At 59.4% G+C, this 13,679-nt stretch carries 10 protein-coding genes and 1 pseudogene; all 11 read right to left on the bottom strand.

Going from position 1 to position 13,679, the window contains the following annotated elements; genetic code table 11:
* Positions 1-7: 7 nt before the first annotated feature.
* The 11 genes and pseudogenes from LRS56_03875 to flgJ all read right to left on the bottom strand — a co-directional run bounded on the left by LRS56_03875 (position 8) and on the right by flgJ (position 13,675).
* Positions 8-1,218: pseudogene (locus LRS56_03875) on the bottom strand (ATP-binding protein).
* 110 nt (positions 1,219-1,328) lie between these two features.
* Positions 1,329-2,804: a sigma-54 dependent transcriptional regulator gene (locus LRS56_03870; GenBank protein ID WDU63684.1), complete on the bottom strand. Its 1,476-nt coding sequence runs from the start codon at positions 2,802-2,804 to the stop codon at positions 1,329-1,331.
* Between the two features lie 168 nt (positions 2,805-2,972).
* On the bottom strand, positions 2,973-3,269 hold the full coding sequence (gene fliT / locus LRS56_03865; protein WDU63683.1) for a flagellar protein FliT: 297 nt from the start codon (positions 3,267-3,269) through the stop codon (positions 2,973-2,975).
* A 41-nt stretch (positions 3,270-3,310) separates the two neighbouring features.
* Positions 3,311-3,715, bottom strand: coding sequence for a flagellar export chaperone FliS (fliS, locus tag LRS56_03860; GenBank protein ID WDU63682.1), 405 nt, complete (start codon positions 3,713-3,715; stop codon positions 3,311-3,313).
* A gap of 139 nt (positions 3,716-3,854) precedes the next feature.
* Positions 3,855-5,258 carry a flagellar filament capping protein FliD gene (gene fliD / locus LRS56_03855; GenBank protein ID WDU63681.1) on the bottom strand — a complete coding sequence of 468 codons (1,404 nt, stop codon included), beginning with the start codon at positions 5,256-5,258 and terminating at the stop codon, positions 3,855-3,857.
* 80 nt (positions 5,259-5,338) lie between these two features.
* Positions 5,339-5,689 carry a flagellar protein FlaG gene (locus tag LRS56_03850; protein WDU63680.1) on the bottom strand — a complete coding sequence of 117 codons (351 nt, stop codon included), beginning with the start codon at positions 5,687-5,689 and terminating at the stop codon, positions 5,339-5,341.
* 74 nt (positions 5,690-5,763) lie between these two features.
* Positions 5,764-7,221, bottom strand: a complete 1,458-nt coding sequence (locus LRS56_03845) for a flagellin (protein ID WDU63679.1) — start codon at positions 7,219-7,221, stop codon at positions 5,764-5,766.
* Between the two features lie 265 nt (positions 7,222-7,486).
* Positions 7,487-8,416, bottom strand: coding sequence for a ketoacyl-ACP synthase III (locus tag LRS56_03840; GenBank protein ID WDU63678.1), 930 nt, complete (start codon positions 8,414-8,416; stop codon positions 7,487-7,489).
* 276 nt (positions 8,417-8,692) lie between these two features.
* Complete coding sequence (locus LRS56_03835) at positions 8,693-10,330, bottom strand: flagellar hook-associated protein 3 (protein ID WDU63677.1); 1,638 nt, start codon at positions 10,328-10,330, stop codon at positions 8,693-8,695.
* A gap of 14 nt (positions 10,331-10,344) precedes the next feature.
* Complete coding sequence (flgK, locus tag LRS56_03830; protein WDU63676.1) at positions 10,345-12,399, bottom strand: flagellar hook-associated protein FlgK; 2,055 nt, start codon at positions 12,397-12,399, stop codon at positions 10,345-10,347.
* 10 nt (positions 12,400-12,409) lie between these two features.
* On the bottom strand, positions 12,410-13,675 hold the full coding sequence (flgJ, locus tag LRS56_03825) for a flagellar assembly peptidoglycan hydrolase FlgJ (GenBank protein WDU63675.1): 1,266 nt from the start codon (positions 13,673-13,675) through the stop codon (positions 12,410-12,412).
* Positions 13,676-13,679 lie beyond the last annotated feature (4 nt).

Here is a 13,679-nt window from a genome sequence, read left to right as displayed (position 1 = left end):
TACTTTTTTACTCCGCGCTTGCCGCGCATGAGAACAGCGGCAAGGTCATCAATGCACACGTGCCACGCCCCAACCGGGAATGCAGTTGCAATTCTCCCTGATGGGCACGCGCCACGGCCTTGACCACGGTCAGGCCGAGGCCGGTGCCGTTGGTCTTGGTGGTGAAAAACGGCTCGCCCAGGCGCTGCAGCACAGCGGGGTCGATCCCGCTGCCGCTGTCGCTGATGCACAGGCGCAGGGTTTGCTCGCGGTTGTACAGGTGCACCTTGAGCCGCGCACCGGGGCCGCTGGCCTGGGTGGCGTTTTCGATCAGGTTGAGCAGCGAGCCGACCAGCGTGTCGCGGTTGCACAATAGCTCGCCGAGGTGGCTGTCGCACTGCCAGCGCACGTGCACATCCTGAATATGCGTCGCGGCCGCAGCTTGCAGGGCCTGCATCAGCTCAGCCGGAGTGATGCGATCGGTCAGCGGCAATTCGCCGCGGGCAAACACCAGCATGTCACGCACCTGATGCTCCAGTTCATGCAGGCGCTCCTTGAGGCGCCCGGCAAATCGCTGGTGAGTGGCGGCGGGCAATTGCTCATCAGTCAAATGACTGGCGTAGATCAACGCAGCCGACAACGGCGTGCGGATCTGATGCGCCAAAGAAGCGACCATCCGCCCCAGCGATGACAAGCGCTCATGGCGCGCCAGCTGGTCTTGCAGGTGACGGGTTTCGGTCAGGTCGTTGAGCAGCACCAGCTGGCCCGGCTCCGCGTCCAGGGAACGGGTGGCGATGGACAAGCGGCGGCCGTCTTTCAGAGAGATTTCGTGGCCGTCGTCTTCACGCGGCGCAAAGCAGCGGGTGATGACGTGACGCCACAGCTCGCCTTCCAGCGGCAGGCCAAGCATGTCGCAGGCAGCCGGGTTGGCTTCGCGCACGCGGCCTGGTCGTCGATGACGATCACGCCACCGGGCAACAGCGACAGCAGGTTTTGCAGACGGTTGGCCAGGCGCTCTTTCTCGGCCAGCTCTTCCATGCGCTGGGCACTGACCACGGCCAGCTCGCCTTTGAGTTCGGAAACCCGAGCTTCCAGCAGGCTGTAGGAGTCAGTCAATTGGCTCGACATCTGGTTGAACAGCGAAAACGCCTGCTCAAGACCCTGGCGGCTTTGCTGTTCTACAGACGGAAGAAGCCCCGGGATGGCGGGGCCGACAGATTGTTGGGCGGCGTGGGGCATCATGCTCTCTCGCTTGGCTGACCGTCAGTTAAACGGAACGTTGCGAGGGCTGTAGCAATACTTGTGCCGAAAAAAAACCGCTGATTAATCAGCGGCTTGAAAAACAGGCGTCAATCATCCGCCTGTTCATCACCTTCTTTGCGGCTCATACCGTACTTGCGCATCTTCTCCACCAGGGTGGTTCGACGGATGCGCAGGCGCTCGGCGGCACGCGCGACGATGCCGTTGGCGTCGTCCAGGGCCTGCTGGATCAGCCCTTGTTCGAGGTTGCCGAGGTAGTCCTTCAGGTCCAGGCCTTCGGGCGGCAGCATCGCGGTGGAACCGAAGTCAGGGGTGTGGCCGTTGATGGCGACCCGTTCTTCCATATCGCTGCGCAGGCTGTCCACAAGCTGCTCGTCTTCATCGTCGACGTAGCGGAATTTCTTCGGCAACTCGACCACGCCGATCACCCCGTAGGGGTGCATGATCGCCATGCGCTCCACCAGGTTGGCCAGCTCACGCACGTTGCCCGGCCAGCCGTGGCGGCACAGGGACATGATCGCGGCGGAGTTGAAGCGAATCGAGCCGCGCTTTTCGTGTTCCATGCGCGAGATCAGTTCGTTCATCAGCAACGGGATGTCTTCCACGCGCTCACGCAGCGGGGCCATCTCGATGGGGAATACGTTGAGGCGGTAGTACAGGTCTTCGCGGAAGCTGCCGACCTCGATCATGCTTTCGAGGTTCTTGTGGGTGGCCGCGATGATGCGCACGTCGACGCTCTGGGTCTTGTTGCTGCCCACGCGCTCGAAGGTGCGCTCCTGCAACACACGCAACAGCTTGACCTGCATCGGCAGCGGCATATCACCGATTTCGTCGAGGAACAGGGTGCCGCCGTTGGCCAGCTCAAAACGCCCGGCACGGCTGGTGATCGCCCCGGTAAAGGCGCCCTTCTCGTGGCCGAACAATTCGCTTTCGAGCAATTCTGCCGGGATCGCCCCGCAGTTGACCGGCACGAAGGGTCCGTCGCGGCGCTTGGAGTGATAGTGCAGGTTGCGGGCGACCACTTCCTTGCCGGTGCCGGATTCGCCGAGGATCAGCACGCTGGCGTCGGTATCGGCCACTTGCTGCATCATCTGGCGCACGTGCTGGATCGCACGGCTGGTACCGACGAGGCTGCGGAACAGGTTGGGCTCGCGGTGGCGACCGCGCTCGCGGGCCTGGTCGTACATCTCGCGGTAGACCTGGGCGCGGTGCAGGGAATCGAGCAATTTGCTGTAGCTGGGAGGCATTTCCAGGGTGGAAAGCACGCGGCGGCGTTGGTCTTCCGGCAGGTCCACGGAAGAAATATCGCCCATTAGCAACACTGGAAGGAACTCATCCCAGGTAGACAGTGTCTTTAACAAGCCCAAAACAGCGCCAGGAGCGTTTACCGTCCCGATCAGCACACAAATGACTTCACGGCTCGACGACAATGAGCTGACCGCCTGCTGCCAGTCATGGCTGCCGCAGGGCAAATTTTCTTCGCCAAGAAAATTCAAAATCACCGCCAAATCGCGGCGGCGGACGCTATCGTCATCGATCAGCAGAATTTTGGTTTCACGCCACATGCAATAGCAACTTCCCTAGTAAACGCTCTGCCCCGAAGTGAGGGCAATCGAGACGCTTGTAAGACTTCTTACATTACAAGACGTCTGAAATCTGAAAACAGCACTAGTTAAGTCAAAAAAACTCGCGCAGTCAAATTTATGACGCGCATTCGGATTAACTGAGCCAGTTCAGCCGAACAGATGGTAAACCTTTGACGCATTTTTCGCTTGGTTGATCTGCGACATCTCTTCAAAAATCGCCTGGCGTTCGCCGGTCGTCACTTCCAAAAGCTGCTGATACACCGCCAGCAAACTCTCAAGCTTTTCACGCAACGCATCCTCGTCTACCGGCGCCTCACTGAGCACCTGCTCGATCACGTCGCGGCAGCCCATATCGAGCTCGCCGATGGCGTCCCAGTTACGGTCCGCCAGCGCGCCCATCAGCGCCTCACGGGTTTCATCAATGCGTTGCAGTGCTTGGCTCATCACGTATTCCTCAAGGCCCTCAGGCCCCTCTCTGCTGCGCCTTACTCGGTTACAGCCTGTGGCGCGGCGATGGCGTCCCAGCCTTCTTTTACGGTAATCAGCAAACGCGCCACTTCGTCGATCATGTCGGCATCGTTATGCAGGTTAGCTTCCATCAGGCGGTTGGTCATGTACGCGTACAGACTTTCCAGCTGCTGGACGTAAGCCGGGTTATCACTTTTTTGCGCATCCAGGCCGTCACGCAGGCCGATCACGATGTCGATAGCCTTGCCGAGCATCAGGCCCTTGGCCGCGATGTCACCGCGAGCCAGCGCACCTTTGGCCTGGGCCATACGGTCCAGCCCGCCTTCCATCAGCATCTGCACCAGACGATGAGGGCTGGCTTCGGAGATCTGAGCATGGGAATTGACCTTCTGGTATTGGCGAAGGGCTCTCATGGGATTCATGTTTCTACCTCGTGACAGGCGACAGCGAAAAGGATTCTAGTAACCAATATGTCGACGGGTTCGCAAAAAGCTTTAGCGCCAGTCGTCTCTCGATAAAAAAAGGCCAGGCAGGTTGCCTGGCCTTTTTCACTAACGGGGATCAGCTATTGGTCTTGACGTTGTTCAATGCATTGAGCGTGGTCATGACACTGGTGCTTTGCTGACGCAGCTGCGCGACCAGGGTGTCCATGGCGTTGTACTTGGCGGACAGGCTGCTGGTAAGCAGGGTCATGCGCTCGTCGAGCGATGACTGCTGTTTGGTCAGGTCCTTGAGGGTGTCGGACAACGATGCGGAGCGTGTCGCCAGGATGCCTGTGCTGCTTTTAGCGTAGTCATCCGTGGCGCTTTTCATACGCGCCAGCATACCGGTCGGACCGCTGAACATACTGTTGATGTCGGCCGCGTTGGTTTTTACCGCCGCGTCCCACTTCTTGTCATCCAGGGTCAGCAAACCGGTGCTGGAGCTGGTGGCAACACCAAATTGGGCCAGGGACTTGAGCTGCCCGGTGCCCGACAGTGTGTTGAACTCATTACGAATCGCAGACTGCAGCGAGCGCATGGTGGAGTCGCCGGTGAGGGTCGCCGCCGTGGTGCTGCCGTCCAGGTTCGTGGTGACCTTGGTTTCGGCGTTCATGGCGGTAATCAGCGCGTTGTAGGTATCGACAAAGCCCTTGACCCCGGATTTGAGCGCGGTGTTGTTAGTGCTGACGGTAATCAGCGTGGCAGTTCTTTCCGGGTTTTCAGCGGGGTCATTGGCCGTCTTGGTGGCCGACACCGACACCAGCTTGATATTCACGCCACTCAACGCGCCTTCGATGTTGTTGGTCTTGGAAACCGAAGCAACACCATCAATGCTGTACAACGCGTCTTTCGGCGGATCAACCACCGTAGAGCCGACATCCAACCCCGAATTACCCGACAGCGTCAGGTCGGAGCCCGTCCCCATGTTGGTAGAGGTCAGGATCAAACGCGAACCATTGGAGTCGGTCTGGATGTTTGCACTCAGGCCCGACGTACCGAACTGGGTGTTGATCGAGTCACGCACCTGTTGCAAGGTCGCGCCAGCAGGAATATTGACGTCGTAAGCCTTACCCGACTGCGAGATGGTCAGCGTGGTCGGCTTGTCAGTGGCATTCACCACAGTGGAGGTGCCGCCCGCGAAGTTTTTGCTCGACAACTTGGATGCCTGGGCCAACTGGCTGACGATCAGTCGGAAGCTGCCGTTGGACGCCGTGTTGCTGGCTGTCATCGTGGCGACTTTTTCATCCGAGGACGAGCCGCTCAAGCCCGTGAAGCTGGAGCTGGCCGTCATAGTGTCCAGGGCACCACGAAACGCATCCAGCGCCGCCTGAATCTTGCCGATCGAAGACAGCGTGGTGGTCGCTTTCGCGGAAGCGGTGTTGATCTGCGTCTGCTTGGGCACCTTTTCGGCGTTGACCAAGGATGTCACGATCGCTTGCGTATCGATGTTCGAACCGATACCACTTACCGTTGAACCCGCCATCATCTATCTCCTGTTCGGTGGCTGCCGTTATCTTGACTTATTACGCCTCAAGCCATGACAGCAACAAGTTTCATGCCAGCTCAGACCTTGTCATCAAACAACAAGTTGCTTGCGCTGGAAAGGTTCTGTGCCAGCTTCAATGCTGTTTCCGACGGAATCTGGCGAATCACTTCACCATTGTCGGTATTGATGACCTTGACCACCACACGGTGGGTGGAATCATCAATCGAAAAATCCAGACTGCGCTGAGTCGATTGAACGAACTCACGCATATCGGTGACTGCTTTTTCCAGGTCCGCGCGCTCCGGCTGTTTGCCGATGGCGGGAGCTTCCAGGACTTTAGTGACGCTTTTGTCGGCTGCCACCTGAGCAGGTGCGCTTTGAGGTGCAACCGGCGGATAAGACGGGCTCAGCTTTACACTCATGTCCATGTCCAATCTCCTCTAAACCGAAAAAACGGAAGGGCACGTAGACGCGCCCTTCCGTTAGTTACCAAGCGCTGGAATTACTGAAGCAGCTTCAGTACAGCGGATGGCAGCTGGTTAGCCTGCGACAGGATCGCGGTGGAAGCCGATTGCAGGGTTTGTTGCTTGGTCAGTTCGGCGGTTTCGGAAGCGAAGTCGACGTCCTGAACGGTGGAACGTGCAGCGGTGGAGTTCTTCTGAATGTTCTGCAGGTTGTCTGCAGTGGTAGTCAGACGGTTCTGGGTAGCACCCAGGCCCGAACGCACGCTGTCGATGGTGCCGATAGCTTTGTCGATTACAGCCAGGGCGTTCTGAGCGTTGTTGGCGTCGGTCACGTCGGTTTCGGCAACAGAAGTCTTCTTGGAAGAGATCTGAGCTGCGCCGAACAGGTCGGTTACCGAAGTACCGGTAGCGCCGTTAGCCAGGGAGTAGCCTTTAGCCGAATCCAGGGAGATCTGGCCAGTTGCCACGATTACACCGGCAGCAGCAGCGGCAAGGTTAGTAGCGGTGGCAGCGTATGCGCCAGAGCCGTCTTTAACTTTGATGCCAACAGCGTCAGCGCCCACTGCGTCACTGGTGAAGCTCAGGTTTTCGCCGGAGTCGGATTTAACCTGCAGAGTGCCTTTGGCTTCGTCGTAGTTAACGCTGATGCCCAGTTTGGCAGCGTTGGACTTCAACTGGTCAGCCAGGTCAGCGGTGCTGGTTACGCCTACGAACTTAACGCTGGCGGTACCCACGCCGATGCTGAAGTTTGCCGGAACGCCGGTAGCGCCCTTGGTCTTGGTCTCGTCTACCGAGAACTCAACTTCGGTGCTGGCAGTAGCGCTCAGGCCACCGATGGCGCCGTTCAGGCCAGCAGCGATAGTCTTGGCAGAGTCGCCGGCGGCGACAGCAACCGAAGTCGACTGACCGTTACCGGTGATGGCGATGGAGCCAGCAGCCAGGCCGGTAGCGCTAGGGGTCAGGCCAACCGATTTAACCTGCTGGGAACCGATGTTGTTAGCAGCAACGTTTTCCAGGCTCAGGTTGATGGTTTCGTTAGCGTTGGCGCCAACCTGGATTGCTTTGGTACCGTACGAACCGTCCAGCAGCTTCTGGCCACCGAAAGTAGTGGTTTGCGAGATACGGGTCAGTTCCGAAGTCAGAGCCTGGTATTCGTCGTTGTTCGACTTACGGTCGTCAGGGCTGAGCGAGCCAGTAGCGGAAGACAGAGCCAGGGTACGCATTTTTTGCAGGATGTCGGTCGAAGCCTGCATCGCGCCTTCAGCGGTCTGAGCGATCGAGATACCGTCGTTCACGTTTTTGACTGCTTGGCCCAGGCCGTTGATTTGGCTGGTCAGGCGGTTAGCGATCTGCAGGCCGGCAGCGTCGTCTTTAGCGCTGTTGATACGCAGGCCGGAAGACAGGCGCTGCATAGAAGTGGCCAGGGCGCCGCCAGCTTTGTTCAGGTTGCTCTGAGTAGTGATCGAAGCAATGTTGGTGTTTACTGTTAAAGCCATGACGAAATCCTCGTTGGATGGATACTGCGGCTTCCGGCCCTGGCAACCGCCGGGTGTGGCCTGAGAACCTACGTAATAGTTATCGTCGTGGTAGCCGGTTGCTTGAGGATTTTTTTCGATTTTTTTGCTGGCGCGGTGCCACCCCTTGTAATTCAAGGGTTTACGCAGGTGAAAATCCCAGTATTCATTGGCTTTTCTGGCGCCAAATAAAAAACGCCGATGATCGAAAGATCATCGGCGTTTTGTTGTGCGGGCTATCAAGGCATCACGGACGATAGAGAATCGCCGAACCCCACGACAGGCCCACACCAAAACCGCTGATTGCCACGCGCTTCCAGGTGGCGTCCATCACGTGCTTTTCCAGCAGCAACGGAATGCTCGACGACACGGTGTTGCCGGTCTCGACCATGTCCTTGATGAACTTGTCCACCGGCGCATCTTCAAAGCGCCGCGCCACGGCGTCGACAATTGCCGCACTGCCCTGGTGAATGCAGAACGCGTCGATATCGTCAGCCTTGAGGTCCGACTCGTTAAGCAGCTCGTGCAAATGCGCCGGCACCTTGAGCAAGGCAAAGTTGAAGACCTGGCGGCCGTTCATGAAGAACACGCCATCGCTGACCTTCAGGTGCGGCGCGCCGGAACCGTCGGTGCCGAACTTGGACTTGCCCAACAACCACGGCGCATCTTCGCCCATCCAGGTGGCGGTGGCGGCGTCGCCAAACAGCATGGTGGTGTTGCGGTCTTCTGGGTCGACGATCTTCGAATACGGGTCAGCGGTGATCAACAGGCCGTTTTTCAGGCCGGCGGCTTCCATAAAGCCCTTCATCGCGTAGATGCCGTAGACGTAGCCGGAGCAGCCCAGGGAAATATCAAAGGCGGCGACATGGGTCGGCAGGCCCAGTTTGTCTTGGACGATGGCAGCGGTGTGGGGCAAACCCTCTTCGTCGCCGTTCTGGGTGACGACGATCAGCGCGTCGATGGACTCGCGCTTCAACTGCGGGTTATTGGCAAACAAAGCGTTGACCGCCTCGACACACAGATCGGAGGTTTCCTGCGCAGCTTCCTTGCGCGGCAAAAACGCCGACCCGATCTTGCCAATGATGAACTCTTCATCCTTGGCGAATTTGGCACCCTGGGCGTAGTTATCGATCCCGTCTGCCGGCACGTAACTGGCGATGCTTTTTATGCCAATCATTGTGGCTTCCCAATACTAAATAGCTGGAGAACACCCCGCGGACGACGCCTGGGGTGCTGACAATAAAGGGGATAACCCCATAAAAATCCCGCTGAAAGCCGCCGTGCATGGACCCTGTGACGACTTATCCTTTTCACACGATACAGTGAAGATGCGCTTTATGACTCACAGGTCACTCAATTTTGTGTGCTTTATGCAAAACCTTCAAACAATTAAACCGCGAAAACGACAACGGCCCAGCCTGCTTCCAGACTGGGCCGCTTGACGTGCCGCCGCTTACATCTTGTTGAACAGGCTCAACTGCGAGACTTTCACAAACGCCAGCTGCGAGGCTTCGAGCATGGTTTGCTGCATGGTCAGGTTGATCGCCGCCTCGCCCATGTCGATGTTGGCCAGCGCACTCATGGTGGTGGTATTGGCCAAGCCGATGCTGGTGTTTTCGCTGGACTGCACGTCGAGTGCATTCTGGCGCGCGCCGATGGAGCCGCGCACGTTGTCCAACTGGGTGGAAGAGTTGCCCAGGTTGCTGACCGCCGCGTTCAGCGCATCCTGCAGCTTGACCCGCGCCCCGGGAATACCGTCGGCCGGCTGCTCCAGGGCCTGGCGCAGCTGGCTCAGGGTGTCGAGGGCGTTCTGGGTTTTCTGGGTGCTGTTACCCACCGAAAACTGATCGCCAACGTTCGGGGTGCCACTGAGCTCAAAGGTGACGCCTGCCGCCGTGATCGTATTCGGGGCCGGCGGCGTGCCGGGGGTAACTACGCCATTGTCGACAATCGGCTTGCTGTTGGCGGTATACGGCTGGGCATACACCTTATAGGCATTCGGGTCGGTGTCATCGAACTTGATCAGGATCCCGCTGTTACCCGGGAAGGTGTTGGCATAGTCAGTCGGGCTGCTGACGGTGCCATTGACCAATTGCGCGGCAGAGGTGTTGCTCGCGGTACGGGCAACGTTGAACGTATCGGGCTTGGCCGCCAGGCTGAACTCACGGCCTTTGACCAGCGCATCGGCGTCAGGCCCGGTGGCGGTATTGGTGAGGTCCACGGTGATATCGAACTTGACCCCACGCACGTTGATGCTCGCGCTGCCCTCTTTGGTGGAGTCGAACGTACCGTTGCCCGGCAGCTGCGACGTAATGTCGTTGTTGTCCTTGTCGGTGACAACGTACTGGGTGCTGCTGGTAAAGGTCACCTTGTACGGCTGACCATCGGAAAACTGCTTGGTGTAGTCGGTGCCCGAGGTCACCAGGCCGGCCGAAATCGCGACCTTTTTGTCATTCACCAGCGGCGGCGAGATCGCCGGCGGCACAGGCGCAGCGGTAGGCGCAATGTAGCCGGCCTGGGTACGGCTGGTATTGATCGCGCCTTCCAGAATGTTTTTGCCGGTGTCGCCCATGCTCACCGTCAGCGTCTGGGAGACCTGCAGGCTCAGCGCGTTTTCATCGCCCTGATAGGTGTAGGTACCGTCGTTGTTGCGCGTGTACGGTGGCGTCTGGGTCTTGGAGCCGGAGAACAGGTAGTTACCCGCCGCATCCTTGCTGTTGAGCAGGCCCAGTACCTGCTCCTCCAGAGCGCCGATCTCGACCGAGATGGATTTGCGGTCCGCATCGCTGGTCACGCCACCGGCACGCAGGGCCAGCTGCTTGCCGGCCTCCAGTGCGGTATTGAGCGAGTCCAGAATACTTTCTTCGTTGGTCAGCGAGCTTTTCAACGTGGTGATGTTGCCGCTGTACTGGCTGAGCATGTCTTTTTGCTGTTGCAGCATCAGCAGGCGCTGCGCGGCAACCGGATCATCCGCGGCGGTCTGTACACGCACGCCGGAGCTCGCCTGTTCCTGGGCCTTGACCACGCCGGAATAGTTGTTCTGATACTTGCTGGCACTGGTGTCGAAATACTGCTGAGTAGAAATGCGCATCGTCCCAGACTCCCTTAAAGACTATTGATCAGCGTACTGAAGGTTTCTTGCGCAGCCTTGATGATCTGCGACGACGCGGTGTAGTACTGCTGGAACTTGATCATGTCGCCCGCCTCTTCGTCCAGGTTGACCTGGGACACCGAATTGCGCGCATTCTTGTTGGCCGTCAACAGCGCGTTGGTGGCCGTGGTGTCCGTGGTGGCCGCTGCGGCCTTGGCGCCGACGGTCGACACCAACTTGCTGTTGGCCCCGATCAGGCTGGTGCCGCCACTGCCGTCCGCCGCCTGCCCCACGGTCGCCTTGGTTTGCAGGTTGATCAGTTCCTGGGCGTTGCGGTTGTCGGACTTGCCAGAGGCATTGAACGAAAACGAGGTGCTGTCGCCCTTGGTCGGCGAACCGGCCACGGTGGTGTCGAAACTGAAGCTCTTGGCCGGGTTCAACAAGGTGCCGTTGGCATCACGCATCGGTACGCTGATGGTGATCTTGTTGGCCTGGCCCGGGACGATAGTGCCCGACCCGATAGACTCACCCTTGGAGTTACTCAGGGTGTAGCTCTGCGTGCCATCGGCCGCCGTGTCGCCGAACACCATCTTCACCGGCATCGAGTTGGCAATACCGACACGCAGCTGTGCAGCGTCGGCGCCGCCCTGGATGTCGATAGGCACCGTCAGGGTCGGCGGCGTGAACGTGCCGGTGCCCTCGTTGGTCTTGCCGGCTTCGCCCAGCAACGGCGCGGCAAACGCAATCTTGCTCGGGTCGGTGAGCACGGTGCCGATTTCCTTGGCGCCGTTGGCGGTCGGGCTGACTTTGAAACTGTCGCCGGCCTTGACCCCCACCGCGCCGTTGTTGACCGCCAGGGTGAACCCGTCGATGACCGGAGGCGGCGTGGTGCTGAGGTCATAAGTGCCCATGGCCTTGCCGTCGGAACGCAGCACGGTGACCTTGTTGAGGTTGGTACTGTCGTTGAAGGAGACCTTGTAGTCGAAGTTGGTCAGCTTGCTGCTGTCCTCAATCGTCACGCCCAGGTTGGCGTCGCCCGTGTTGCCTTGCGCCGCCTGGCTGCGCAGGGCGATGGACGCCGCGCTGTTGATGTCCTTGAACATCGACGCACCGAACTCACCATTCAGGTCAACACCCTGGCCGAGCTGGCTGTTGATCGCGTCGGAGGTGACGATGGCAATACGACCGAGGTCGTTGATCGCCGGCATCAATACGTCGCTGCGGTAGCGCAACAGGCCACCAATGCTGCCGCCACTGACCACGTTACCCAGGTCGACTGCGGTGTTGCCGGCCATGTTCAGCTGGATGGTGTACTGGCTGGTGTCGCTTTTGCTCGGCACGGCGGAAATCGTGTTGGACTGGTCACCCAACACCAGCGATTGACCGCTGCCGGTGCTGACGCTGAACACGCCGTTTTTCTCAGTGGCGGTCACGCCGATCAGTTCATTGAGCGAGCGCACGGCCTCGGCACGCGCATCCAGCAGGTTGGCCGGCGAGGTGTTCGACGAGCCTTGCACCTGGTTGATCTGCTTGTTGAGCGAGGCAATCGATGAGGTCAACTGGTTGACCTGGTCGCTCATGGAGGTCAACTGGCTGTTGATGGTTTCTTTCTGCTGGCCCAGCTGGGTGGAGATCGAGTTGAACCGGTTGCTCAAGGTCTGGGCGCTGGTAAGCAGAATCTGGCGCGCCGAGGTGTCGCTCGGGTTGGCTGCTGCGGTCTGCACGGCAGCGAAGAACGAGCTGAGCACGGCCGACATGCCGGTGGTCTTGTCCGACAGGGTTTTGTCGACGGCACTGACCTGGTCCAGGTAAGCCGCCGCATCGCTGTTGAGCGAGGTGCTGTTCTGATAGGCCGTGTCCAGGTACTCGTTGTACACCCGGCGCACGTCGGCCAGGGTAGTACCGCTGCCGATGAACACGCCGCCGAACTGGTTCGACGCAGTTGCGTTCTGGGTGGTCTGCTGACGCGAATAGCCCGCGGTATTGGCGTTGGCAATGTTATTACTCAAGACCGACAACGATCCTTGAGCGGCATTGAGCCCTGACATCCCGATACTGAGCAAACTCATGGTTCAGACCTTATAAATGTGTGGTTGCGCCAGCGGCAGCGTAGTTCTGGTAACTGTTCATCGTTTTGGCGATCTGCGAAATCTTGCTGGCGTAGTCCGGGTCGGTTGCATAACCGGCTTTCTGCAACTCGCGTACAAACTGTTCCGGGTTGTCGGCCGACTTCACAACTTCTTTATAGCGATCATTGCTTTGCAGCAACGTCACGAGGTCATGGAAGCTGTCCTGGTACGAATCGTAGGAACGGAACTGCGCCGTTTCCTTGACCATCGCCCCATCACGAAACTCGCTGGTGATCGCCCGGGCCTGGCCGCCCTGCCAGCTCTGACCGGCTTTGATGCCGAACAGGTTGTGGCTGCTGCTGCCGTCCTCGGCGCGCATCACCGATTTGCCCCAACCGGTTTCCAGCGCCGCCTGGGCTACCAGGTATTTCGGGTCGACGCCAATACGTGCGGCGGCCGCCTTGGCCATCGGCAACATGGTGGCGACAAACTCATCCTGCGAGCTGAAAGCCTTTTTCGCCGGCGCCAACGGTGGCTGGGCCACGGCGCGGCCGTAGACCTGCATGCCCCCGCTGGGCACGGCAAAGGTGCGCGCAGTGCTATTGATCACAGTGTCGGCGGCGGCGCTGTTACGCAGCGGCGCGGCCGGGGCCACGGTGGCGGCGTCCGTGCTCGGCACGATCCCGGCCAACAGCCGATCAGTCAGCTTGCTTGGCAAGGCGATACGACGCTGGTTCATCAGCGCCATATCGTTGCTGTGGGCGCTGGTGCCTGCGGGCACTTCCACACGGTAAGCCCACAGCGGGCGCTGGCCATTGGAACGGCCCAGCGGGCCTTCGGCCTGAGTGCCGGCGGCAATCGGCGTAGGCACATCGACTTTCTTCGCAGGCTCTGCGGCGGCCGGGCCTTGCAAGGTGGCCGCCTCGGCAGCCACCGGCTTGTTCTTCTGCATCTGGCGCATCAGCACATCGGCCAGGCCAATACCGCCGCCTTCGCGAGACATCGAAACCGCCAGCTGCTGGTCGTACATTTCCTGGTACTGCTTGGCCGCAGGGGTGTTCAGCGGGTTGTCCTTGCCCAGGGCCTCGGTGGCCGAACGCATCGACTTGAGCATCTCGCTCAAGAACAGCGACTCGAACTCCTGCGCCACTTTGCGCATGTTGCCTTCGCTGTTCTTGTCGGCGCCGACCTTGAGCTGATTAAGCCGGTTCAGGTCGGAGTAGGACCCCGAGTCCGCCGTGCTGGTGATCCCGCTCTTGCGCATATCCATGGCCATGGTC

This window comes from Pseudomonas poae (assembly GCA_028869255.1).
GTDB lineage: Bacteria > Pseudomonadota > Gammaproteobacteria > Pseudomonadales > Pseudomonadaceae > Aquipseudomonas > Aquipseudomonas poae_C.
Note: the sequence above shows the minus strand (reverse complement) of the source record. Positions and strands in the feature narration are given on the sequence as shown.

Bases quoted from the DNA above. Each gene is read 5' to 3' on its own strand.
- LRS56_03870 (WDU63684.1), bottom strand. From the start codon at position 2,804: ATGTGGCGTGAAACCAAAATTCTGCTGATCGATGACGATAGCGTCCGC.
- fliT (WDU63683.1), bottom strand. From the start codon at position 3,269: ATGAGCCAAGCACTGCAACGCATTGATGAAACCCGTGAGGCGCTGATG.
- fliS (WDU63682.1), bottom strand. From the start codon at position 3,715: ATGAATCCCATGAGAGCCCTTCGCCAATACCAGAAGGTCAATTCCCAT.
- fliD (WDU63681.1), bottom strand. From the start codon at position 5,258: ATGGCGGGTTCAACGGTAAGTGGTATCGGTTCGAACATCGATACGCAA.
- LRS56_03850 (WDU63680.1), bottom strand. From the start codon at position 5,689: ATGGACATGAGTGTAAAGCTGAGCCCGTCTTATCCGCCGGTTGCACCT.
- LRS56_03845 (WDU63679.1), bottom strand. From the start codon at position 7,221: ATGGCTTTAACAGTAAACACCAACATTGCTTCGATCACTACTCAGAGC.
- LRS56_03840 (WDU63678.1), bottom strand. From the start codon at position 8,416: ATGATTGGCATAAAAAGCATCGCCAGTTACGTGCCGGCAGACGGGATC.
- LRS56_03835 (WDU63677.1), bottom strand. From the start codon at position 10,330: ATGCGCATTTCTACTCAGCAGTATTTCGACACCAGTGCCAGCAAGTAT.
- flgK (WDU63676.1), bottom strand. From the start codon at position 12,399: ATGAGTTTGCTCAGTATCGGGATGTCAGGGCTCAATGCCGCTCAAGGA.
- flgJ (WDU63675.1), bottom strand. From the start codon at position 13,675: ATGGCCATGGATATGCGCAAGAGCGGGATCACCAGCACGGCGGACTCG.